Annotated in this window: 24 protein-coding genes; 15 read left to right on the forward strand and 9 right to left on the reverse strand. The window is 42.9% G+C overall.

Annotated elements, in window-relative coordinates; genetic code table 11:
- Window positions 1-119: 119 nt before the first annotated feature.
- The 15 genes from mreC to Q8P28_00980 all read left to right on the forward strand — a co-directional run bounded on the left by mreC (window position 120) and on the right by Q8P28_00980 (window position 15,175).
- Window positions 120-968 (forward strand): rod shape-determining protein MreC, encoded by an 849-nt coding sequence (gene mreC, locus Q8P28_00910; GenBank protein ID MDP2681354.1) that lies wholly within the window; start codon window positions 120-122, stop codon window positions 966-968.
- Window positions 965-1,471, forward strand: coding sequence for a rod shape-determining protein MreD (mreD, locus tag Q8P28_00915; GenBank protein ID MDP2681355.1), 507 nt, complete (start codon window positions 965-967; stop codon window positions 1,469-1,471). Before mreC ends, mreD begins: the two co-directional genes overlap by 4 nt.
- A 77-nt stretch (window positions 1,472-1,548) precedes the next feature.
- A complete protein-coding gene (mrdA, locus tag Q8P28_00920; protein MDP2681356.1) occupies window positions 1,549-3,558 on the forward strand; it encodes a penicillin-binding protein 2 in 2,010 nt (669 codons plus the stop codon).
- The gene (rodA, locus tag Q8P28_00925; GenBank protein MDP2681357.1) at window positions 3,551-4,645 is read left to right on the forward strand and encodes a rod shape-determining protein RodA; all 1,095 of its coding nucleotides are present in this window, start codon (window positions 3,551-3,553) and stop codon (window positions 4,643-4,645) included. Before mrdA ends, rodA begins: the two co-directional genes overlap by 8 nt.
- Before the next feature lie 17 nt (window positions 4,646-4,662).
- A complete protein-coding gene (locus Q8P28_00930) occupies window positions 4,663-5,103 on the forward strand; it encodes a phosphatidylglycerophosphatase A (protein ID MDP2681358.1) in 441 nt (146 codons plus the stop codon).
- Between the two features lie 107 nt (window positions 5,104-5,210).
- The gene (locus Q8P28_00935) at window positions 5,211-5,723 is read left to right on the forward strand and encodes a CinA family protein (protein MDP2681359.1); all 513 of its coding nucleotides are present in this window, start codon (window positions 5,211-5,213) and stop codon (window positions 5,721-5,723) included.
- The gene (gene thpR / locus Q8P28_00940; protein MDP2681360.1) at window positions 5,710-6,309 is read left to right on the forward strand and encodes an RNA 2',3'-cyclic phosphodiesterase; all 600 of its coding nucleotides are present in this window, start codon (window positions 5,710-5,712) and stop codon (window positions 6,307-6,309) included. Before Q8P28_00935 ends, thpR begins: the two co-directional genes overlap by 14 nt.
- Before the next feature lie 126 nt (window positions 6,310-6,435).
- Entirely contained in the window at window positions 6,436-7,389 is a 954-nt protein-coding gene (locus tag Q8P28_00945; GenBank protein MDP2681361.1) for a DNA methyltransferase, read from the forward strand.
- Window positions 7,386-8,192, forward strand: a complete 807-nt coding sequence (locus Q8P28_00950) for an MvaI/BcnI family restriction endonuclease (GenBank protein ID MDP2681362.1) — start codon at window positions 7,386-7,388, stop codon at window positions 8,190-8,192. Before Q8P28_00945 ends, Q8P28_00950 begins: the two co-directional genes overlap by 4 nt.
- A gap of 84 nt (window positions 8,193-8,276) precedes the next feature.
- Complete coding sequence (locus Q8P28_00955) at window positions 8,277-9,251, forward strand: site-specific DNA-methyltransferase (GenBank protein ID MDP2681363.1); 975 nt, start codon at window positions 8,277-8,279, stop codon at window positions 9,249-9,251.
- 38 nt (window positions 9,252-9,289) lie between these two features.
- Complete coding sequence (gene recA / locus Q8P28_00960; protein ID MDP2681364.1) at window positions 9,290-10,369, forward strand: recombinase RecA; 1,080 nt, start codon at window positions 9,290-9,292, stop codon at window positions 10,367-10,369.
- A gap of 6 nt (window positions 10,370-10,375) precedes the next feature.
- Window positions 10,376-11,536: a type IV pilus twitching motility protein PilT gene (locus Q8P28_00965; protein ID MDP2681365.1), complete on the forward strand. Its 1,161-nt coding sequence runs from the start codon at window positions 10,376-10,378 to the stop codon at window positions 11,534-11,536.
- Between the two features lie 15 nt (window positions 11,537-11,551).
- Window positions 11,552-12,046 carry a regulatory protein RecX gene (locus Q8P28_00970; GenBank protein ID MDP2681366.1) on the forward strand — a complete coding sequence of 165 codons (495 nt, stop codon included), beginning with the start codon at window positions 11,552-11,554 and terminating at the stop codon, window positions 12,044-12,046.
- Between the two features lie 147 nt (window positions 12,047-12,193).
- Window positions 12,194-14,836 carry an alanine--tRNA ligase gene (gene alaS / locus Q8P28_00975; GenBank protein MDP2681367.1) on the forward strand — a complete coding sequence of 881 codons (2,643 nt, stop codon included), beginning with the start codon at window positions 12,194-12,196 and terminating at the stop codon, window positions 14,834-14,836.
- An 18-nt stretch (window positions 14,837-14,854) separates the two neighbouring features.
- Window positions 14,855-15,175: a hypothetical protein gene (locus Q8P28_00980; GenBank protein ID MDP2681368.1), complete on the forward strand. Its 321-nt coding sequence runs from the start codon at window positions 14,855-14,857 to the stop codon at window positions 15,173-15,175.
- 39 nt (window positions 15,176-15,214) lie between these two features.
- On the opposite strand, the gene Q8P28_00985 is transcribed toward Q8P28_00980, so the two are convergent.
- From Q8P28_00985 to Q8P28_01025, 9 genes are all read right to left on the reverse strand, one after another.
- Window positions 15,215-15,922 carry a tetratricopeptide repeat protein gene (locus tag Q8P28_00985; GenBank protein MDP2681369.1) on the reverse strand — a complete coding sequence of 236 codons (708 nt, stop codon included), beginning with the start codon at window positions 15,920-15,922 and terminating at the stop codon, window positions 15,215-15,217.
- Between the two features lie 16 nt (window positions 15,923-15,938).
- Window positions 15,939-16,745 (reverse strand): outer membrane protein assembly factor BamD, encoded by an 807-nt coding sequence (locus Q8P28_00990; protein MDP2681370.1) that lies wholly within the window; start codon window positions 16,743-16,745, stop codon window positions 15,939-15,941.
- Window positions 16,742-17,116, reverse strand: coding sequence for a response regulator (locus Q8P28_00995; protein ID MDP2681371.1), 375 nt, complete (start codon window positions 17,114-17,116; stop codon window positions 16,742-16,744). The genes Q8P28_00990 and Q8P28_00995 overlap by 4 nt, the downstream gene beginning before the upstream one ends.
- A gap of 3 nt (window positions 17,117-17,119) precedes the next feature.
- A complete protein-coding gene (locus Q8P28_01000) occupies window positions 17,120-17,947 on the reverse strand; it encodes a GAF domain-containing protein (protein MDP2681372.1) in 828 nt (275 codons plus the stop codon).
- An 80-nt stretch (window positions 17,948-18,027) separates the two neighbouring features.
- On the reverse strand, window positions 18,028-19,122 hold the full coding sequence (locus Q8P28_01005) for a chemotaxis response regulator protein-glutamate methylesterase (protein ID MDP2681373.1): 1,095 nt from the start codon (window positions 19,120-19,122) through the stop codon (window positions 18,028-18,030).
- A gap of 3 nt (window positions 19,123-19,125) precedes the next feature.
- A complete protein-coding gene (locus Q8P28_01010) occupies window positions 19,126-20,022 on the reverse strand; it encodes a protein-glutamate O-methyltransferase CheR (GenBank protein MDP2681374.1) in 897 nt (298 codons plus the stop codon).
- A 64-nt stretch (window positions 20,023-20,086) separates the two neighbouring features.
- Complete coding sequence (locus Q8P28_01015; GenBank protein MDP2681375.1) at window positions 20,087-22,147, reverse strand: HEAT repeat domain-containing protein; 2,061 nt, start codon at window positions 22,145-22,147, stop codon at window positions 20,087-20,089.
- Entirely contained in the window at window positions 22,137-23,033 is an 897-nt protein-coding gene (locus Q8P28_01020; GenBank protein MDP2681376.1) for a response regulator, read from the reverse strand. Before Q8P28_01020 ends, Q8P28_01015 begins: the two co-directional genes overlap by 11 nt.
- 66 nt (window positions 23,034-23,099) lie before the next feature.
- Window positions 23,100-24,545, reverse strand: coding sequence for a methyl-accepting chemotaxis protein (locus tag Q8P28_01025; GenBank protein ID MDP2681377.1), 1,446 nt, complete (start codon window positions 24,543-24,545; stop codon window positions 23,100-23,102).

Below are 24,545 nucleotides of genomic sequence, written 5' to 3' on the forward strand. Positions count from 1 at the left end.
CATTGGATCTATTCCCAATGAAGGTGGCACAGGCTTCCAGCCTGTGTGATGACAGGCAAGATGCCTGTCCCACCGGATTGCCCCCATAAAGGGTAACGTTGCCATGCATCTTGAAACTTATGGTAAGTTTTGTAAAGAAACATCAGCTCATTATAACTTCTACTCTACTGTGTCTTTTGGCGCTTCATATAGCCTCCACCAATACCAAAGGCATAGGCGGAACCATCGTCACCGGCAAAGTCATCTCTCTTGTAACCTCACCTGTCCAATATGGCATCTCTTCTGCAATCAAGAAAATCAAAACAATATGGGCGTCCTATATATATCTTATAAATGTAAATATGGAAAACACCCTGCTGAAAAACGATATAGAGAAACTTAGGGAGGATAATAATCAATTAAAAGAGGCCCTGCTCCTGAATAACAGATTAAAAGAAATGCTGGCCTTTAAACAGGAGGCAGCGCCGACAGCAGGGGCCGCGTCTGTCATAGGGATTGAAAGCTCAGGATGGATAAAAACTATAACTATAAATAAAGGCGTCTCCGATGGAATCGGGCGGGATATGGTCATCGTGACTCCGCTGGGTATTGCCGGCAGAATAATAGATGCGCAGTCAACAACCTCAAAGGCCATCCTTGTTACAGACCCGCGATGCACTATTGATGTAATCGTACAGAGAAGCAGGGTCAAAGGTATAACTGGGGGCAATGGCGCTGACAGGCTGATATTAAAATATGTGCGACATGAGGATGATGTACAGGTGGGAGATATATTAATATCATCCGGTCTCGGCGGCATATTTCCAAAAGGCATGGCCGTAGGGGAGGTGGTCCGTGTAGAAAAGGGAGAGGATAATTTTTTCATGGATGTGGAGGTAAAACCAAGCGCAGACCTCAAAAGACTGGAAGATGTTCTCATTATTGCAGGACATGACAGCCTTGCATCCTCTCTTAGCCTGATACAATGAAGAATTTTATTGTTTATCTTGTCCTTGCCCTGCTCTTTCTGGTAATAGAGAATACCCTGATTATCCTCTTTTTCCCATCACTCCTGATTCCGGACGTTATCCTCATAATGGTTTTTTATCTCGGGTTTAGCAGCCGTTCCACTTTAGGGGCGCTGACAGCCTTCAGTCTTGGTTATCTCACTGATGTGTTTTCAGCAGGGGTACTTGGCGCCTCATCATTTACGCTTGTAGTTGTGTTTGTCATTACATCCATGCTGGCAAGGCTCTTAAATTTAAACAGCATGCTCATAAAGATAGGAGGGACAATCTTTATGAGCATATTAAAAGGAATATTGACATACTTTGTTTTCAGGTTCTTAAACCAGGATATTCCATTCTATATTATCTTTCCCGCAGCAATTTCTACAGGCATAATAAGCCCTTTTATATTCACTCTGCTAAAAAAGGTGGAAAAGAAAACCAAAATCACGCATTACAATAGAGTGGATAAAATAGAAGTATAGATCCGTTTTGTCGTGGGTCGTAAGTCGTTACCACTTCCTACTTATGACTTACAAATAACAATGGGAGGTTTAACGGAGTGAATGCTTATTTGGGGCAAAATGAACCAGGAGATCTGAAGGCAAGGCTTTGGATTGCAACCGGCATTGCCATATTCATATTTTTTCTGCTCATTACAAGACTATGGTTCCTGCAGATATTCAAAGGAAAAGATTTCAGGGAATTATCAGAAAATAACAGGATAAGACTTGTCAGAACAATAGCGCCGCGCGGACTAATCATGGACAGGACAGGAAAGATAATAGTAGAGAACAGGCCTGCCTTTCATCTCTCAATAATTCCTGAGGATGTAAAAGATTGGGCAAAGATAAAAAAGGTTCTCCCGGCTATTGTTAATATAACTGAGGAAGATATAGAATCAAGGATAAGCCAGGCAAACGACAGACCGTCATTTCAGCCAGTAAAACTAAAGTATGACCTGACATGGGAAGAAATATCAAGGGTTGAGGCCTTCAGGCTTGATATGCCCGGCATTCTGCTGGATATAGAACCAAGACGGGTATATCCTTTTGGAGATGCTGTTTCTCATATTGTCGGGTATCTTGGCGAGATAGATGAACAGCAGTTGAAAAAATTAAAAAAGACCAATTATGTGCCAGGGGATTTTATCGGCAAGTACGGAATAGAATATCAATTGGAAAAATATCTGCGCGGTATAAGCGGCGGCAGGCAGATAGAAGCAGATGCCATGGGAAGGGAGATAAAGCTTCTAAAAAAGATAACCCCGGTACAGGGATATAATGTATACCTCACAATAGATATCGATACACAATTAGCGGCAAACATGGCAATGAAAGACAAGGTCGGGGCAGTAATAGCAATGGATCCTCAAAACGGTAAAATACTTGCCGCAGTAAGCGCCCCCTCCTTTGACCCAAACCTCTTTGCAGCCGGTATTAAAAAGGAACAGTGGAGCAGTCTTATTACAAACCCCTTTCGCGTTATAGAAACTAAATTCACCCAGGGCCAATACCCTCCTGCGTCCACATTTAAACTCATAACCGCCGCGGCAGCGCTTGAAGATAATATAATTACCCCTTCAACAAAGATATATGCAGGCGGATCATTCTGGTTCGGCAGAAGGGAGTACAGGGACTGGAAAGCGGGCGGACACGGCATTATAGACATCCATAGGGCAATTGTGGAATCATCAGACACCTTCTTTTATCAGGTTGGATTAAAAACAGGAATAGACCGTCTTGCATATTATGCAAAGGGTTTCGGACTTGGCGGAAAAACGGGCATTCACCTCACAAATGAAAAATCAGGGCTGGTGCCATCCATCAAATGGAAAAAGGATACATTCGGCGCAAAGTGGTATGAGGGTGAAACAATATCAATATCAGTGGGTCAGGGTTATCTTACAACTACGCCGCTTCAAATGTTAAATGCATATGCCGCCATTGCAAATGGCGGCAGGTTATTCCTGCCTCAACTGATAGATAGAACTGAAACACAGACAGGAGAGGTTATAGGGAGATTCGCGCAACAGGAAATAGGAAGGGTTCCTGTATCACCTGTAAATATGAAGATACTCCAGGATGGGTTAAAAGGGGTGGTAAATGAAAATGGAGGGACTGGATGGACAGCAAGACTACCGTGGTTAGAAGTCGCAGGTAAAACAGGAACTGCCCAGGTAATAAGGCTTAAAGAGAACACACCCAGAAAAAAACCAAAAGACACTCCTTATGAACAGAGGGACCATGCGTGGTTTGTAGGTTATGCGCCGGCAGAAAACCCTCAGATAGCCGTGGCAGTCATTGTAGAACACGGCGGCTTTGGCGCAGAGGCAGCCGCTCCTGTTGCCCGTGAGGTTATCAGGACGTATCTTAAGAAGTCAGTTGGCAAGCCCGTAGTTAATACTGGGCTAAAGCCGGAAGTAAACCCAGTTAGAAGTTTACAAACCAAGGACGAGAAGGTAATTGACAAGTTTGAAATCCCGGATGAGAGAACTTCTAACGGGGTAAAAGCGTCTGAGATAAACGCAACACACAATGAGATAGCAGAGGAGCAGGATATCAATGATTGACAGAAGATTACTGGTTCATTTTGACTGGATTATATTTTTTTTAGTTATATCCTTGTCTATTATAGGCATTATAAATATTTACAGCGCCACCTTAATGGACAACAACAGCAGCCTGTATGAAAAACAGTTGATATGGCTCGCAATCGGCCTTGGTTCAATGTCCATTATTACCTTTATCAACTACATACATCTGGAAAGGCTTGCATATCCAATCTACGGCTTATCCACTACTCTTTTAATTGCGACATTCCTTTTCGGCCGCACCACAGCAGGCGCCACACGATGGCTCGATATAGGTATTGTTTCATTTCAACCGTCAGAATTTGTAAAGATTGCTATGATAATCATCTTGTCTAAATATTTTAGCACAGCGAGGATCCCTGCCAAAGGGCTGTCTATAAAGGGATTAATACTGCCTTCCATCCTTATTTTAATTCCGTTTATCCTTATTATCAAGCAACCGGACATGGGAACAGCTATTATTGCGTTCTTCATTTTTGCCTCTATGGTCATATTTGCAAAGGTGCGCCTTAAAACGCTTATAGCCATTGCAGCAGTATCTTTACCGCTCGTACCCCTTGGATGGCATTTTTTAAAAGGCTACCAGAAGGCGCGTTTAATGAGTTTCTGGGATTCCACTCTGGACCCTCTGGGCACAGGTTATCACGTACTACAGTCAAAGATTGCCATCGGCTCAGGGAGATTCATAGGAAACGGATTTACACACGGAACCCAGGGACAGCTAAGATTCCTCCCTGAACACCATACAGACTTTATCTTCTCAGTGCTATCTGAAGAATGGGGGTTTGCCGGTTCCTTTATAATCCTGACCCTGTATTTCATTCTGATACTCTGGGGATTAAACATAGCGCAAAATGCAAAGGACAGGTTTGGGGCGTTCCTCGCATTCGGCGTATCATCCATGTTTTTATGGCATATAGCAATAAATATAGGCATGGTGACAGGTATGCTCCCGGTTGTGGGAGTCCCGCTTCCATTTATAAGTTACGGCGGCTCTTTTCTTCTGACAGCAATGATCGGCGCCGGCATACTTGCAAATGTAAGCATGCGGAGGTTTATATTTTAAAGAAATTTGCATTATTTATTGCAACAGGGATGTATGTGGGTTATTCTCCTTATGCGCCGGGAACGCTTGGAAGTCTCCCCGGGGTAATTATATGTTTCTTTTTATCGCAGTTAGACCCGGTAATATACGCAGCAGCCTATCTCACAAGTTTTTTAACTGCAATATGGGCGGCAAGCATTGCAAGCAAATATTTCGCCCAAAAAGACCCGGGGCAGATAGTATGTGATGAAGTTGTAGGCTTTATGACTGCCATGTTTCTGATACCATTTACATTGTTTAATGTAATTATTGTATTCCTCTTGTTCAGGATTTTTGATATATTTAAACCCTTCCCTATTAATGTGATAGACAGGAAAATGGAAAGCGATTTTGGAATAGTATTGGATGATGTTGCGGCCGGCATATACAGTAATATTGCATTCCGCCTGCTTATGCTATTATGGAGCAAGCCAGCATGAATCATAAGCTGACAAAGGATAGTGAAAATCCCCCTTAGTCCCCCTTTGTAAAAGGGGGAATTAATAAATTCCCCTCTTTAGCAAAGAGGGGTAAGGGGAGATTTGAAATGGATTTTCAGAGCAAGAGAAAAGAAACAGACGGAGAGACAATAGGCCGCCTTATGAGAAAATTAGGACTTACCCTTGCTGTAGGAGAATCATGCACCGGCGGCCTTGTGTGTCATAAAATAACAAATATATCCGGAAGCTCAAAATATTTCAGAGGCGGGGTTGTGGCATACAGTAATGTTCTGAAAGAGCGGATATTGGATGTGCCGAAAGATACGATCAAAAGATTCGGCGCTGTCAGCGGAGAAACAGCAATTGCAATGGCAAACGGCGCAAGAAAAAATCTTGGCTCTGATATTGGCATAGGGATAACGGGAATAGCAGGGCCGACAGGCGAAAGCACGGCAAAACCTGTTGGAACGGTATTTATAGCCATATCAGGCAAAACAAGTGAAAAAAACAAGAAATTTTTATTTAAAGGAACAAGACAGGCTATAAAACTTAAAGCATCAAATAAGGCGCTTAAGATGCTGGAGGAATTTTTATTAACAAAACGCTATGGAAAAAGATAAAACTATAAGGACATTCATTGCCATAGAGCTGCCGGCAAAGATAATTGATGGTCTAAAAGAAATTCAGGATGAATTAAAAGACGGAACTAATAAGGTAACCTGGGTAAAACCGGAAAATATCCACCTTACAATAAAATTTCTTGGCGATATAGAGGCCGATAAGATAGATAGTATAGCAGGGTTGTTGGAAGGTGCGGCTGCTAAAAGCCACAGCTTTGATATATCTGTCAAGGGGGTCGGAGGCTTTCCGACAATAGATAATCCACGGGTATTATGGGTTGGCATAGAAGAAAGTAATGTAAACCTGGCTGCGCTTTATAACAATATAGAGGATGCGCTATCAGCCATCGACTTTGCAAAGGAGGAGCGGCCTTTTAAACCGCATCTTACACTTGGGAGGATAAAGTTTCTCAAAGATAAAAAAGGGTTAAAGGAACGGATTGAAAGATTCAAAGATATAACACTTGGGCAATATATGGTAGACAGCATCTGCATTTTTCAGAGCAGGCTGACGCCTGAAGGGGCGGTTCATACGAAATTGAAGGAATACAGACTTCAGATAACAGACCATAGTTGCAAGCCGTAGCGTCGGGGTTTATCCCCGACGAAGGTGGCACATGCTTCCAGCCTGTGATGACAGGCAAGATGCCTGTCCTACTAAAATATACGGTTCGAGTTACGAACTTTAACCGGTAAAATCCATTGGAGAATTATGACAAAAAAAGTGACATATAGAATTGCCGGCAAAACAAAGACAAAAAGGAAAGCGCCTGACAGGGTTAAAGAATCAATAGCACCCTATGGAACAATTTTACCTATCGCCTATACTAGAACCTGCAATTGTCCTCCCACTCATATAAATTGTCTAACCGCAAAAGAATGGTTGAAAAGCCAGATCGGTGTTTGGCAATTTTTTTATGAAAGCAGAGACATCCGTGATAAAAGTATCCATCCGGCTACGTTCCCCATTACCTTGGCAAAAAAAGTTATGTCACTATTCACGCATCAAGGGGAACTTGTGATTGACCCGTTTGCCGGGAGTGGCACCACACTTGTAGCTGCTCAAGACCTCAATCGCAATGCCGTAGGTTTTGACTTGCAAAGGAAATATATCGACCTTTGTAAAAACCGTTTGGCTACTAATCAGCTTTTCAACAACGCGCAACAACTGGCGATACAGGATGACGCAAGAAATATCTCAAAATATTTTGAGCCGGAAACCGTAAGTTTAATCTGGACATCTCCGCCTTACGCCAATCTTCTGAATCGTGAAAGAAAAAACAAATCGCGCAGAGACCGCAAAAACGATCAGCTTGGAAAGGTTGAGCAGTATTCTCAAGATGAAAGTGATCTTGGAACTATGGCTCTTGAGAAGTATACAGAGGCTATGGGAGATATTTATGAAAATATGCTTCCCCTTCTGAAACCGAAAGGCCACTGCGTTATCAATGTGCCTGATATGTGGTGGGAAAATAAAAGAATAACAATCCATGTTTCTTTGATAGAAGAGTTGAGAAAACGCGGTTATGAATTGAGAAATGTTATCATTTGGGACAGGACAAATATTGTAAATAAAGTAGGTATCTTTGGCTGGCCAAGCAACTATATTACTATGGGAGTTACTTTTGAATATCTATTGGATTTTTGGAGACCGGCAACGAAATGAAACTCTATACAAAAGAAGAACTCATTCAAGAAATGCGGGAAATTTTCGGTAAAGGCTGGCATAAAAGTGTAAAGAAAACCCGTAATGCTCGGAATGACGGCGCCGTTGGCAATACTCTGGAATCACTCTTGCACATCAGAGAAAACAATTTGCCCATACCCAATACGCGTGAATGGGAATTGAAAGGACAAAGGTCTCACACAACGTCGTTAATTACTTTGAAACATATAGAACCCTCTCCCACTGCCACGCAGATTGTATCAAAATTATTGCTCCCTCAATATGGTTGGAAACATAAACAGGCTGGCAAGAAATATCCCATGCGTGAGATGAGTTTTCGCTCAACAACAAGCGCAACTGATTACACCAAAAGAGGCTTCAAAATAGTTGTGGACAGAAAAGAGAATAAGATAAAATTTATCTTTGATGCTACCAGAGTGAAGGCAGATGACCATGCAATAGCTTTATGGCTACAATCGGTAGAGGAACGAGTAGGGATTGGCCCTCTTGTGCCGGAACCATATTGGGGATTTGAAGATTTAAACTACTCAATCGGCACAAAAATAAAAAACTGTTTCTATGTGGTTGCTGACAGCAAAAAAGAAAAAACAAAAGAATTCTTCCTTTATAAGGAATTGCATATATTATCCGGTTTTTCTTTTGAAAAATTTCTTACGGCTATTGAAAATGGCTACGTCCTCATTGATTTTGATGCAAGGACAGGCCATAATCACGGCACTAAATTTCGTTTAAAGCAAGGCTGCTGGAAAGACCTATATACGGATATTCAGCGCGCGATTTAAAGACCGAATTTAAAGGACAAGACCCTAATGAGTGGTGAATATTTGAATAAAATAATTCACGGTGATTCATTGCGAGTGTTGTCTATGCTTGATAACAATAGCATTGACCTGGTTTTGACTGACCCGCCGTATTTTTTAGACAAGATGGATGACAGATGGGATGAGAAAAAAGTGGCAAGTACTAAATATCATCATGTTATCAAATCATTGCCGGCCGGAATGAAGTTTGATAGAGAGCAAGGGAAAAATTTTTATGAGTGGTATTCCAAAATTTCAAAACAGATTTTACGAGTTTTAAAACCGGGTGGATTTTTCTTTTCATTTTCCAGCCCAAGATTGTATCACCGGATGGTCTCCGCAATAGATGATACAGGGCTTCTGATACGGGATTGCTTCATTTGGTTATATACCCAAAACCAGCCAAAGGCAATGAGTTTGAATCATTTTATAGAGAAATTAAATGAAGACAAAGAAGCTATAAATGATCTGAAAAAACAATTAAACGGATGGAAAACCCCTCAGATTAAATCTTGTTTTGAACCGATTGTAATGGCGCAAAAAGAACCGGATGGGACATTTTTGAAGAATTTCAGAAAATTTAATGTCGGGTTATTAAATACTAATGTAAAAATAGGTCGGGATATGTTTCCGTCTAATGTAGTTTCAACAAATAAGATAAATGAAGTGGTTGACAAATGTTTTTTGATTTCGAAGCCGGATAAAAAAGAAAAAGGGGATTTTAATTTACATAGAACTGTGAAGCCGTTAAGTCTCTGTGAATATATAATAAACCTGACAACCTATTCAAATGAAGCGGTTGTTCTTGACCCCTTTGCCGGCAGCGGGACTACACTGGTGGCGGCTAAAAAATTGGGGAGAAAATTTATCGGCATTGATATAAACAAGGAATATATTGAAATAGCTAAAAGAAGGATTAAATCATCGGAAGTAGATTTTGTCCAATATGATGCCGTAGGCGCGGAAAAACAATTGAGAATTCTTGAGAAGAAAGTAAAATATAAAAAACTAAATAAGTGTAAAATAGCAAAAATGGTTTAAGAAAAAATTTTGGCAACCTACTACAAAGGGAGGCATATATGACATCAACAGATAAGGAAAGGGCAATTGACCTGGCAATAGGCCAGATTGAAAAACAATTTGGCAAAGGCTCTATTATGCGGCTTGGCAAAGAGGGCGCTGTAGCAGCCGATATACCTGCAATCTCCACAGGCTCGCCTGCAATTGACATAGCCCTCGGCATCGGCGGCGTTCCAAGAGGCAGGGTAGTAGAGATATTCGGCCCGGAATCTTCCGGGAAAACCACCCTCACACTGCACATTATAGCCGAGGCGCAAAAAAAGGGGGGAACCGCCGCATTCATAGACGCGGAACATGCGCTGGATACGGGATACGCAAAAAAACTCGGCGTAAAGGTTGACGAACTTCTCTTATCACAGCCAGATACAGGCGAACAAGCATTAGAGATTGCGGAGGTTCTCATAAGGAGCGGCGCAGTAGATGTTCTGGTTATAGACTCTGTGGCAGCCCTTGTGCCGCGGGCTGAACTTGAAGGTGAAATGGGGGACTCTCATATGGGGCTTCAGGCAAGGCTTATGAGCCAGGCGCTCAGAAAACTTACAGCAACCATAAGTAAGTCAAAAACCTGCATGATATTTATAAATCAGATAAGACATAAGATAGGCATTATGTTTGGGAATCCTGAAACTACCACAGGCGGCAATGCATTAAAATTCTATGCGTCTGTAAGAATGGATATAAGGAGGATAGGGGCTATTAAACAAGGGGAAGATGTTATCGGAAACAGGACAAGGGTAAAGGTGGTAAAAAACAAACTGGCGCCGCCGTTTAAAGAGGCGGAACTGGATATCCTGTATAACGAGGGTATTTCAAAAGAAGGCGATCTGATTGACCTCGGTGTTCAGGCTGCTATTGTAGAAAAAAGCGGCGCATGGTATTCCTACAACGGTGAGAGGATAGGTCAGGGACGGGAGGCTGCCAGACTCTATCTTAAGGAACACGGCGATGCAGCCTCTGCCATAGAAGAGGGGCTATTTCAGCACTTCAGCATAAAGCCTGATAAGAAGGAAATTCCACCTATAAAGGCAGAGGAAAAGACAAAGCTTTCTAATATGGCACGGGGAAGAAAGGAGGGTTAAAGAGACATGGAACTGCATGATGTTTTAAATGTTGCGGTCAAGGAAAAGGCGTCTGATGTGCATATAAAGGTAGGGCTTCCCCCGATATTAAGAATATACGGAACACTGGCGCCTGTAAAAAATCAGGAGAGACTTACACCCGACGAAGTAACTAAAATAGCTATGAGACTTATGAATGACCCGCAAAAAGAAACATTTAAAACAACTCATCAGCTTGACACATCTTATAGCGTGCCGGGACTTGGAAGATTCAGGGTGAATATATTCCAGCAGAGGGGCTCAACTGGGATAGTTCTCAGGGTTATACCCATAGCTATTAATTCTATTGATGAGCTTCACCTCCCAAAGGTGATTGAAAAGATAGTCGGCGAGGCAAGGGGGCTGGTTCTTGTAACCGGTATTACAGGAAGCGGGAAGTCCACAACAATAGCCTCCATGATAGACTATATCAACAACCACAATACATATAATATCATAACAATAGAAGACCCTATTGAATTTCTGCACAGGGACAAAAAATCTATAATAAACCAAAGAGAGCTTGGCGTTGACACCAGAAGCTTTGCAGAGGCTTTGAGGGGGGCGCTTAGGCAGGACCCTGATATCATAATGGTGGGAGAGATGCGGGATATGGAAACCGTTGAAATCGCGCTTACTGCCGCAGAAACAGGGCATCTGGTTTTCTCCACGCTCCACACAATAGACGCTATGGAAACCATAAACCGCATAGTTGCCGTGTTTCCGCCGTATCAGCAGAAACAGATAAGGATACAGCTTGCAGGCGTTATAAAAGGGATTCTATCCCAGAGGCTTATCACGACAAAGGACGGCAAGGGAAGGGTGCCGGCAGTTGAGGTACTGGTATCTACAGCCAGAATAAGAGAGTGTATAGAAGACAAGGAAAAAACCAAAGAGATTTCAGACGCAATTGCCAAAGGTTATACAACCTATGGAATGCAGACATTCGACCAATCCATAATGGGGCTGCTTAATAAGGGATTCATCTCTTACGAAGAGGCGCTGGCGCAGGCAAGCAACACTGACGACTTTGCCCTAAGGGTTAAGGGTGTAACCGCCACAAGCGATGAGGGATGGATGGAATTTGAAAAAAGCAAAGAAGCCCCTGGCAAAAAAGAAGAGCCAAAGATAGATATAGAAAGGTTTTAAACTTGCATATTCTACATGAGCCGGAAAAAAGATATTAACTATGCCAAGACAATCGCCTTAAGGTATTTGTCCCGCGCGCCAAGGAGTATCTGTGAGGTTGAATCAAGACTTAAAGAAAAAGGCATTAAAGATGATTCAATTAAGGAAACCTTACAGTATCTTACAGAGCTTGGTTATCTGAGCGATGAGACATTTGCAAACCAGTGGGCAGGCTCAAAAATAAAATCAAGGTTGTGGGGGAAAAACAGGATAATCCACGGCCTTAAACAAAAAGGCATATCAGAAGAGATAATCAAACGGACAATAGATGATTTAGGGACAAATGAATTAGATACAGCTAAACTCGCCCTTCTTAAATGGCTTAAAAACAAGGGGCAGGCGCCAGAAAGCGGTGGGCAGGAAAAATTGAGACAAAAGGCTGGCGCATATAGACACCTTCATACAAAGGGATTTCCAGCAGATGTAATATATGATGTATTGAAGGAACGTTATAATGGGACAGAAGATTAAGAGCTTGTTGAAAAACTCAACAACCTCTGATTACACAGATAAAAAATATAGATTACACAGATTTAAACTATTGAATTATCTGTGTAATCGTTTTTATAAATCTGTGTAATCAGGGCTGTTGATGCCTTTTTCAACAGCCTATTAATTATGAAGGCAAATGAAATAAGAAAAACTTTTCTGGAATATTTCAAAAAAAATGGGCATACCATAGTTCCGTCCTCGTCTCTTGTGCCAAAAGGGGATCCCACATTATTATTTACCAACGCTGGCATGGTTCAATTCAAGGGCGTATTCCTTGGCGAGGAAAAAAGGGATTATAAAAGGGCGGTCTCTGTCCAGAAATGCATGAGGGCAGGCGGCAAGCATAATGACCTGGAAAATGTGGGCAGAACTACAAGGCATCATACATTTTTTGAAATGTTAGGGAATTTTTCATTCGGGGATTATTTCAAAGAAGAGGCAATAGCTTATGCATGGGAGTTTATAACAAAAGAGATTGGTTTTAACCCAAAGGATCTCTGGGTTACTGTATTTCAGGAGGATAATGAGGCAGCAGGAATATGGGGAAAAAATACAGGCATATCAAAAGAGCGCATTGTCAGGATGGGAGAAAAGGACAACTTCTGGGCAATGGGAGATGTCGGGCCGTGCGGGCCGTGTTCAGAGATTATCATTGACCAGGGCAAGGATATTGGCTGCGGCAGGCCAGCCTGCGCTGTGGGGTGCGACTGCGACCGATTTCTTGAAATCTGGAATCTGGTGTTCATGCAGCATAATAAAGACTCAAAAGGAAAACTCTCACCGCTGCCAAAACCGAGCATTGATACCGGCATGGGGCTTGAAAGGCTCGCCGCAATAATACAAGGCAAAAAAAGCAACTACGAAAGCGACCTGTTTGCGCCTATTATTAATTTTATAAAAGAAGTTTCAGGAAAAAGCTATGGCGAACTGGAAACAAATGATACATCCATCAAGGCCATTGCGGATCACAGCCGCGCAGTGACATTTCTTATAACAGACGGTATCCTGCCGGGCAATGAAGGAAGAGGTTATGTCTTAAGGAGGATTTTAAGAAGGGCGTCCAGACATGGAAAACTCCTTGGCATAAATGAGCCGTTCTTATACAAGGTATGCGGCAAGGTAATAGAGAGTCTGGGGGCGGCATATCCTGAAATAATTGCAGCCAGAGACTCTATTATAAAGGCAACTGAAGGCGAAGAATCCCGCTTTCTTGAAACACTTGAAAGGGGATTAAATATATTAGATGAGGAAATAAAGACACTAAAACAAAAGAATAAAAGGGTAATCCCCGGTAATGCTGCGTTTAAACTCTACGACACATACGGATTTCCTCTTGATTTGACTTCTGACATAATCAGGACGCAGGGCTTTACAGTGGATGAGGAGGGCTTTAACACGGAAATGGAAGAACAACGGTTTAAGGCAAGAGGGGCATGGAAAGGCTCGGGTGAGCTAAAGACACATGAGATTTACGGCAAACTCGTAAACTCCGGCATCAAAACCAATTTCGCCGGATACCATACGGATGTAACATCGTCAAAAATTCTCTGTCTTATAAAGGATGGAACTATTGTTGACAAGGCCTCTCAGGGAGACAATATAGAAGTCATAACAGAGCAAACTCCGTTTTACGGCGAATCAGGCGGACAGGTTGGCGATATAGGCTCTATTACCGGAAAAGGCTTTGAACTGACTGTGGTTGATACAAAAAAACCTTTGCCGGATTTAATTGCCCATCACTCTACAGTAAAAGAAGGCAATGTTTCAACCGGCTCTACCGTTGAGTTAATCCCTGATTTAAATATAAGAAAGGCAACAAGCCGGCATCACACAGCCGCACACATTCTCCATGCTGCCCTTCGCAATATCCTTGGCGAGCATGTGCGGCAGGCAGGCTCTCTTGTGGGTCCAACACGGATCAGGTTTGATTTCAGCCATTTTTCTGCCATATCTGAAAAAGAACTTGATAAGATAGAACATATGGTAAATGAAAAGATAATGGAAAATCTTGAGGTGAATACAGATACCCTTTCATACAAAGATGCGGTAGCCAAAGGCGCTCTGGCCTTTTTCGATGAAAAATACGGAGATACCGTGAGAATGGTAAACGTGGAAGGATTCAGCAGGGAGCTCTGCGGCGGCATCCATGTTAAAAGAACAGGTGATATCGGGTTGGTCAGGATATTAAGCGATTCCTCTGTTGCGGCAGGGGTAAGAAGGATAGAGGCCGTGGCAGGAACAGCAGCGCTGAAGGCTGTGGAAGAAGAAAGAGATGTGATTAAAGAAGCAGCCTTAATATTAAAGACCTCGCCAAGGGATGTGCCTGAAAAGATAAATAGACTCATTTTGCAGCACAAGACCCTGGAAAAAGAGATGGAAAACCTCAAGGCAAAGCTTAAAAGCGGCGGCGCACTTTCTATCCTTGAACAGGTAAAAACAATAAAGGGGATAAAGGTGGTTTGTTCTGAAGTGGAAGCCGAAAGACCGGATGACTTGCGACAGCTGGCGGATATATTGCGCGTAAAAATAAATTCAGGCATTGTCGTCTTGGGCAGCAAGACAAACGGCAAGGCATTTATACTTGCGGCGATAACAAAGGATTTATCCGGCAGATTCAATGCCGGCAGCATTATCAAGGAACTTGCGCCTGCCATCGGCGGGAAAGGCGGCGGCAAACCTGATATGGCGCAAGCAGGCGGAGACAATCCAGCAGGATTAAAGGCTGCAATGGAAAAGATATATTCAATAGTTGAAAAGACTCAAATCTAAAAACAACAGGAGGCAATCATGGCCACAGACATCTTTAAGAGGGCGGCGATTATGGGTATTGGAATCATGAGTTTAACTGAAGAAAAACTTAAGGAACTGGTAAAAGAATTAGAAACAAAGGGCGAGGTAGGTGAAAAAGAGGGTAAAAATTTATTAAAAGACCTCCTGACCAGGGCGGACAAAGAAAAAAAGGTAGTAGAAGAGAATATCAAAAAAGGCATTAAAGCTTATCTGGCAAAGGTTAATATAGCCAGCAGGGAAGATTTAATAAAACTTGAAAAAAGGGTCAATGGCCTTGAGGAAAAGATAAAGAAACTGGCAAAGGCAGTGAAAGAATAAAGTTCCAAATAAGGGTTGGTTTGGTTTCAAACCAGCCCCCTACTTTTTCTCTGTTGTAAGATTTATATACATCTGAGCCTTTTTATCGTTCGGGTTTTTATGAAGAACCTTCATCCATTCTGCCTTAGCCTTCTCTATGTGCCCCATTGTATAATAGGTAATTCCCAGATTTATCCTTGCAGGAATGTATTCAGGATTTATGTTTATCGCCTCTTCCAGTTCTCTTACGGATTTACTGTAATCCCGCATATCTCTGTATACAACACCTAATTGATTTTTTATATCCGCAAAGGTAGGCCTTAATGCAATAGCCTTTTTATATTCATCAACAGCCTCTTTGTAAAAACCGAGATCCTGATATATAGCCCCTATCTCTGTATGCATATTTGCAAGCTTGCCTTTGGCATATGGGTCCAGATATGAAGTAGTGCTTCCTGCCCCAGCATCTTTCGCCTTAGCGTAAATATCCCGCGCCTTATCAAACTCCCCCATCTCATTATATGCCACAGATAGGTTTAAAGATACCTCGGTGTAATTCGGATTAATTTTAAGCGCCTTTTTAAAACATTCTATGGCATCAGCCTGCTTGCCGGCTGAATAATAAATAAAACCGAGCATGTTGTAGACATCAGCAAAACTGTCCTTTTCCTTTAAAACCTCTTCCAGATATATCTGGGCTTCCGTATAGTTTTTTTCATCAAAGGTCTTTTTCCCCAATTCATACGATTCATGCCAGGTTCTTTGCATCACAACCTCCTATCCTCTACCCCTCATGATTGTCACTCATCCAGTTTTTTACATCTTGAACGAATGAACTATACGGAAAATTTGTAATAAGCGTCGAAAAGGCGTCCATTGCAAGGTCTTTCTCGCCTAATTCTATATACGATTTGCCAATATAATACAAGACCTTGTCCGAGAGGCCGGTGTCAGGATATTTTTTTAAAATTTCCGCAAACCTGGCCAATGCGCCTTTATATTTCTTATCTTTAAAATAAAAATTCCCTATGTAAAACTCCCTATCTGCCAATCGTCTTTTTAAAAAGACAGCCATCTCCTTTGCCTTATCTGCATATATGCTTGACGAATACAGTGAAATTATATCGTTGAATGCCAGAAGGGCCTTCTGTGTGCTGGCTTGGTCCCTGTCTATTGTGGATACCTCCCTGAAATAACTCATACCCTTTTGAAACAGGGCATAAGCAGTCTTTGGATGATTTGGGTGCAGGCTGATAAAATTGACATAGTAAGAGGCTGCATCGCTGTATTGGGCGCTGCTGTAATACGCGTCTGCCAGAAGAAGTTCCGCATCCACAGCAAAGGGGCTTATTGGATAGCCTTCCATAACCTGCTTAAACTTATCTATTGCCTCATTATAATCGCCGTCATTATAGAGGGCCGCGCCTTCTCTATACAATAAGGCAGGGTCATTATTTTTAGCTATCTCCTCTTGTGTAGCGGCACAACCGGAAAGGACAGTGAACAGTAAAAATATCGTCACCAAACTTGTGACTTGTGACTTGTGACTTGTAACCTGTAACCTCTGAATTCCGACCTCTGATCTTTTCATGTTATTTTAAGCAGTTCTTTTACCACAGATAGGACATTGGGGGCCTGAATTGGTTTGGTTATGTAGGCATTTGCTCCAAGGGAAAGGGCCTTTTCTCTATCTTCCTTTCCGCCCTCTGTTGTAACCATTACTATAGGGATATCCTTATAATCAGGGTTGCCCCTGATGATGCTTACTAATTTAAGACCGTCCATAACAGGCATGTTTATATCAGCCAGCACAAGGTCAAACTTACCACTTGTAAGCTTCTTATAACCATCCACCCCGTCCGCTGCATCGACAGTCTCTACGTCGCTTAACCTCTTTACAGCAAAGGTCAAAAGCTGCCTCATGGTTGGTGAATCGTCAATTATCAGTATCCTGTAAGCCATAATTTATTTAGTAAGAAGATTGATAAATCCCTGTATTGTGGAAAGTTTTCTCTCGGACTCGGAATAGAGCTTTGAGCTAAATATAGCTGTGGCAGCATGGCCGGCCAATAAAGTAAACAGCTCATAATCCAGCTCTGTAAACTTCGGCTTTTGCTGTAAAAGTTTATATATGGCTACCACGCCTATTACATGCTCTTTTATCTTTAATGGTATGCATACAATAGGCAATTGGGGGTCAAATTTGCCAAACGGCTTTATCTCGTCAACAAAGTAGTTCTCCCCGCTCTTTGCAACATTGCCGATGATGCCTGTTCCGATCTTTATTAAAGGGATTTCTTCCCTGTCAACACCCTCGGTAGCCACTGCGGTAAGCTCATTGGTTTTTTCATCCAACAGAAGAACCCCAAATGTTTCAGCGCCAATAAGGTTTATTACAATCTCCAGAATAATCTGCAAAACCTCTTTAAAATCTAACGTGGAGTGCAGTTGAAAACTGGCAACATAGAGGTTGGCAAGATTATTATTCTCATACTCTATCTCCAGGTACCTATTAGCAAAGTCCTTGTTTTCAGCCTCAACAGCCCTGTGACGTTCCATGAGCTTATTCATCTCATCTTTAAGGGATTGCAGTTTTTTGTTAAGCTCGGCTGCCAGTTTATCACTGCCGCCGGCGCCTGACATCTTTACAAGCCTGTTTTCTTCCTCAAGCTGCACTACTTTAAATCTAAGGCGCTCGTTCTCTTTCAAAAGCTCTTGTGTAAAATCAGCCCCTTTTTTAAAGAGCTGCATAAACTCTTCTGCCCTCGAAAATATATTTTTTTCATCGCTCATCTATTGTCCCCTTAAATACTGTCCCCTTAAATACGTCTGCGCCTGTTTCTTCATAATCTAACATACTGCATTATCCCATATCAAGCTCTTTTTAACAACCCTGTTGCGCATACTTTCACTATTTTAGGCCCGATGTCATAGAGAGGGACAACCTCATCTACCGCGCCTGTTGCAATAGCGGATTCCGGCATGCCGAATACAATAGATGTCTCCTCTGACTCGGCTATAATATAACCGCCCTTTTCTTTTATCCTCACCACTCCGTCTTTGCCGTCATACCCCATGCCGGTAAGCACAATCCCCATGGTCCGTTCACCCCAAATTAATGCGGCTGACGAAAACATAATATCCACAGAAGGCACATACTTATCTGCTTCTTTCCTCTCTAAAAGATTGGTTACAACCTCCCCTGTTTTGCCTCTTTTAAAGGAAAGGTGCTGCCCTCCAGGAACAATCAATATCTCTCCTGTCTTTACCACCTCTTCATTTGCCGCCTCTTTTACCCTCATTTTACATATATTGTTTAATCTCTCTGCAAATGGTTTGGTAAACCCAGGAGGCATATGCTGCGATACAACCACGCAGACAGGAAACCCCTCCGGAAGGAGAGGCAGTATTTGGGAAAGCGCAGGCGGCCCCCCAGTGGATGAGCCAATGGCTATAACATCAAACCCGCTGATGGGAACCTCTTCCCCGATTAAAGCCTTCGGGGATAAATTTTTAGCCTCTGCCTCAATATCTTCTAAAGGCCTTGAAATACCACTGGCGATCTTTTTCATCTTGAGATGAGGAAGCATCTTAACCTTTCGGATAAGCTCATCTTTAATATTAAATAAAGTCATAGAGGGCGTATGTGTGGGTTTTGGTATAAAATCCACAGCGCCCAGTTCCATCGCCTTGAACACATCAATATCCCCATCCTTGCTGCTTATGACTATGACAGGAATAGGGTTGGTTTGCATAAGTATGCGCAGGAATGTAAAACCATCCATAACAGGCATCTCCAGATCAAGGGTAATCAGGTCCGGCTTAAGCCTCATTGCCTGCTGTAGCCCATCTATCCCGTCAGTTGCGGTCCCCGCCACCGCCACCCCCGGAACTGATTCAAGGAGTTTGGTTAATGTGCGGCGATTAAATGCAGAATCATCTATTATCAGAACCTTTACCATATCCATAATTTACCTGCTTACTGCCAGAAATTCGGCGTCTTTAACCCCCTTAAACGGCTTCCTGTATACCATATCATTCTTTAAATGCTGTAAGGTGTATGCGGTAGATATATTCATCATGGATTCAGCGTGCCCAAGGAGAAGGTAGCCGCCATCCTCTAATTTATCATAAAAATTATGCATAACCTTTTTCTTGGATTCGGCGTCAAAATATATCAATACATTTCTGCAAAAAATTACATCCATATTCTTTAAAAGACTCATTCTGCTTCTGTCAATAAGGTTAAGATAACCAAAGCTTACCATATTTTTTATTTCATCATTTACCTTATATTTTCCATCAGGTGTGGGCTCAAAATATTTATCTATAAACATTTGCTCTGAACATCTGAAAGAGTATTTGCTGTAAACCCCTCTCCTTGCCGCCTGCAATACCCTCTGGCTTATATCATTTCCAAATATCTCAATATTCCAGCCTTTAAACTGCCCGGTTTCAAGGATAAGCATAGCAATCGTATACGGCTCCTCCCCTGTTGAACAGCCTGCGCTCCATATTGACAGAGTCTTTGCTTTATGGGTATCTCCCTTTCTATTCTTTATTTCAGGAAGTATCTCTTCGCTAAACGCCTTAAGCTGGTGCATCTCTCGGAAAAAATAGGTTTCGTTTGTAGTAAGTATATCTATTGCGGCAGATAGTTCTTCGCTTGCCTTCGGGTCGTATCTCAAGAACCTGTAATACTCCTTGAATCCCTTAAGCCGGTGAAACCTGACCCTGTTGGAAAGCCTTTTTTCCAGCAAAAATTTAGAAGAGGCGTCAAAAGAGAGGCCGCAGTGCTCGTATATATAATCCCTTATAAGACGAAACTCCTCCTCATTCATCGGTATGTCAGGTTCAATAATGAACATAAAATTCAGGTAGGGGCAGGCCACCGTGCCTGCCCTTTTAGGGGCAACCACAGGGGGATTGCCCCTACTGTCCTTTCAACGCCTCCGCTATTTTTTGTTTAACAAGGTCATCTGTTTCCACCTTGAGATGCGTTTCAAGGCAGCTTCTTATAAAATTATCTTTTATGTCAGAGAGGATATCCACAACCTGAGCCCGGACATCCCAGTCTGTGTGTTCCAGCAAAGATAGTATTTCAGTTGCAGAACCTTTCTTATCAAGCCTTCCAAGGATCTGAGCGGCAACTTTAACCACTTCTGTATCATCGTGTGAAAGACATTTCACCACCCACGGTTTTATCTCTTCTATAGTTTGATGCCCCTGAATGGCAATCATGGCCATTGCCTCAAGGGCTGCGCAAACAACCATTCCATTTTCATCACCCACAAGCCCCTTGACAGCCTTGACCGCATTTTCCGTCCCTATCTTGCCAAGACTTTCCACAGCAGCCGCCTTTACCCATATATCCTCATCCGAAAGCAGAAGGAGCAGAGGTTCTGCCGCCTCCTTTGACCTTATACTGCCAAGGACCCTGGCAGCAACAAACCTTACCTCTCTGTCTTCATCGGCAAGGGCAAGGATAATATCCTGAACATACCGACCCTCTCCTCTTTCCCCAAGGGCATGAACAGCGGCCTTTCTCACAAGAGGACTGTCATCCTTTATGGCCAGCCTTATACTTTCAACATTTTCTATCCCGCCAATCCTGCCAAGCACAATAATTGCCTTCTCTCTTACATAAGGGTTATCTGCTGAAAGCAGGGGCAAAATTCTGGAAAGGATAGCTTTATACGAACCTTTGGCAAGGAGGCAAAGGGCGTTTACCGCGGCATTTCTTACATCATCAAATTCATCCTGAAGCAGGCCTATAATCTGGGTTGCCGCCTTTTCAGGATCAATCTTTCCAATGGCCGCGGCAGCGCTGCTGCGCACATGGCCATAATCATCTTTTATGGCAAGAACAAGTATATTCTCTGCCTTCCTGTTTCCAATCTCTCCGAGTATATCGCACAATAATGCCCTGACCTTTTCTTCCTGAAGAGGATAAGAATCTATAATTACATCCAATCCCTCATCTCCTAATTTTATTAAAGCCTCTTTTGCCTCACCGGCTGTTTCATCAAAACGCAGGAACCTGATTAAAGGCCTGACAGCCTCTATCTTCCCGGTTAATCCAAGAATAAAAACAGCCCCTTTTCTTACATTCAGGTCATGGCTTTCCAGCGAAGCGGCAATCTTTTCAATAACAGGAGAGGGAAGGATTGAGATTTGAGATTTGAGATTTGAAATCAGCAAGGATGCGGCAAGCCTTTTTACGGCCACAATAGCAGCCTCTCTGGTTGATTGGGAGTTTTCTTTTAAACCGTCTATAAGATAAGGCACGGCCTCTATCCCGCCCACCTTGCCGATAAGGTCATATGCTGCCCTTTTCAAAAGTCTTTCCTTTAAGGCATTGTATACCCCGCTCATGGGAATAGACCTGCCGATATTTCCCAGCGCCTCAAGGGTTGTAAACTTCAGCGCCATGTCCCCTTTTTCCAATATGTCCAGGAGCGACTGAACAGCTTTATAATTCCCTATCTTTCCCAATCCCTCTATCGCAGAAAGCCTGACATTTTCGTCAGGATCCTCTGTGGCCATTATCAAGGCATCCGCAATAATCTCTGCTGTATCATCGCCTTTATTTGTCCCTATATCTCCAAGGACATCCGTAATAAATTTTCTGACATCATGGTCTCTGTCATTTAAATTTTGAATAAGACATGGAACAGCATTTCTGCCAAGTCTTGTCAAACACTCTACAGCAGAGTTCCTTAAACCTGCGTTATCTTCAGAATGCAGGACATCTATCATAAGAGGCGCTATGGAAGAAACTGCTGCGGCGTTTCCCTGAAATGAAAGAGCCGCATTAACAGCGTCCTTTCTAACCCTCCAACTTATATCTCCCATAGCCTTCTTAAGAAGCGGCAATATCCCAGGCTCAAATGCAATATCAAGGAGACCCTCTATCACCTGTCTCCTTGTCTCTTCATCCGGGCTGTCCAATCTTTCTATTAATTCGTCTATCAACATTGCGTCACACGCCAATCTCTTTCCTCATTTTTGCTATAAGCTCTTCAAAGGCATTTTTCAGATAGGATGTGCCTTTGCGCACATCAGCAGGCACCCTTTTGGCATAATAGGCCTGGCCTTCCTTTATATCAGTTTTCAGAAGTTCCAGGAGATTGCCGTTTCTCAGGCCGCTCTCTACAGCCTCCTGATTGTAGAGGATTATATCCGACATAATAATCCTTGCCAGACGTTTGGCCTCTTCATGGGCGCTGTCTTTGCCGCCTTTCTCAGGTATTTTGACCTTAATATCTTGAGCTGCTATATCCTTTATCTTATCAGAAAGCCTTTCTTCATAAATCACAACAGCCTCAAAGTCGGCCTTTAAAAGAGGTCTCGGAATATTATAATCTCTCCCCAAAAGCTTATTTATCTTGGGCACAAGATCGTCAGGTATGTGATGCATCTCAATATAATCATCCGCGCCGTAGATTGATGTTGGCATCCTCTTATATCTGGTCTTGTCATAAATAGAGGCAAGAAGAATGACCTTAATATGCTTCAGCCTTTCATTATTCTTTATAAAATCGCATATCTCAAAGCCGTACATCCCTGAGAGGGCGACATCTACAAGGGCTATATGGGGGGGCATATTTATTTCTAAAAACTGCAGCGCCTCTATGCCGTCCTTGGCAAGGACAACCTCAAAACCGCGGCCGGAGAGAAAATCTTTAATGGCAGAACAAAAATGCGGGTTGGCATTGGCAACCAGCACCTTGTCCCTTGTTTGCTCTTCTGCAGACGGTCTGGATTTTATAAGGAATGGCCTTTTGCAGCTATTACATATAATCCTTTCACCGGCTTGAGTTATACCGGTTGGTTCAAATGTATTAGGCGCCTTGCATCCCGGACATTCTATATTCATTATTGCTCCCTAAATTTATGGTTCAATTTACAAAATTGAACCAACAACAGCAAGGCCGCCATTTTTTTATACCTCTCTGCCTGAATCCCCAAGCTTAAACTTCTCCAATTCCTGCTTAAGGTTATCCATCTCATTTTTGAGCATGGAAGCCATATCTTCCAGCATTCGCGCATTTTCCATGCCTTTTGTTGCTCTGGTGGTTATCTCTATAACAGCGGCGGATATCCTCTGGCTCTCACTTTCCTGACGGGACGAGACAACATTTATCTCCTCTACACTCTTCATCATATTTTCTGTATTTGATGCGATAATCTTGCTCCCCTGCGCCTGCTCGGTAGTAGCCTTTTTTATCTGCGAGGCAAGTTCTCTCATCTTTTCAACTGCCTTGACTACCTGAGCTGTGCCTTGGGATTGCTCATGCGTGGCCATGGCCATCTGGTGGATAGTGTTGGTAATGCTCTCAATATTCTGCATAACTTGTTTAGAGCTGCTGGCCTGTTCCTTGGTTGCCTTGGCTATCTCAAGGCTCATAGACTGAAATGCCTTGAATCTTCCCGTTATCCCTTTAAACACAAGTGTGGTCTCTGTGGAAAGTTTTTCCCCTTCCACAACCTTTGCCATTCCCTCCTCAACAGACACAACAGCCCTGTCTATCTGACCCTGAATGCCTGACACAATGCCTGTAATCTCTCTGGTTGAGGCGGCAGTCCTCTCTGACAACTCCCTTATCTCGTCTGCAACAACGTTGAACCCTTTGCCATGCTCCCCTGCCTGGGCTGCGAGAATCGTGGCATTCAATGCCAAAAGGTTGGTCTCCATTGCCACATCGTCAATCACATTCACTATCTTGCCAATCTCCTTTGACCTCCGGCCAAGTTCATCTATAACCGCTGCAAGGCTATTCACAGATTGCTTTATCTTTTCCATGCCTGCATGGGCAAGCTCTACCGCCTTTACCCCCTTTTCGCCCTCCCCCGCCACTTCATTGGAAAGTTCAACGCCCTCTCTGGCATGTTTCTCTATCTCCATGGCTGATGCGTTTATCTGAATAAGGGATGAGGCTGTTTCATCCGCCCCCCTTGAGATATTATCAGCTCCGGCTGCAACCTCTTTAAGTGAGCTGTCAATCTCTTGTATAGAGGTTGATGTATCCCCCACGGCAACTGTAAGATCAGCCATGCTGCCATCCACCTCTTCAACAGACGCAGCCATCTCCAGAATCGAGGAAGATGTATCTTCCGACAATTTCAGGAGCTGCTCCATACCTTTGGCAATATCCTGCGCTATCTTATGAAGCTCTTCTATTGACGCTGAAACATCTGCCATGGCTGCGGTCTGATCCTCTGAACCCTTTTTTATGCTGAATACGCCTTCTGCAATCCTTTTCACCGCTGTGTCTACATTTGCAGAAGATTCTTTGGTTTTAAGTATAATACCCTTCACTGCTTCATTCATGCCTCTGCCGAGTTCCCCTATCTCATCCATCTTTCCCTTAACACCAAACTGCTTCAT

The sequence above is a fragment of the Deltaproteobacteria bacterium genome (assembly GCA_030690165.1).
Classification (GTDB): domain Bacteria; phylum Desulfobacterota; class GWC2-55-46; order UBA9637; family UBA9637; genus JACRNJ01.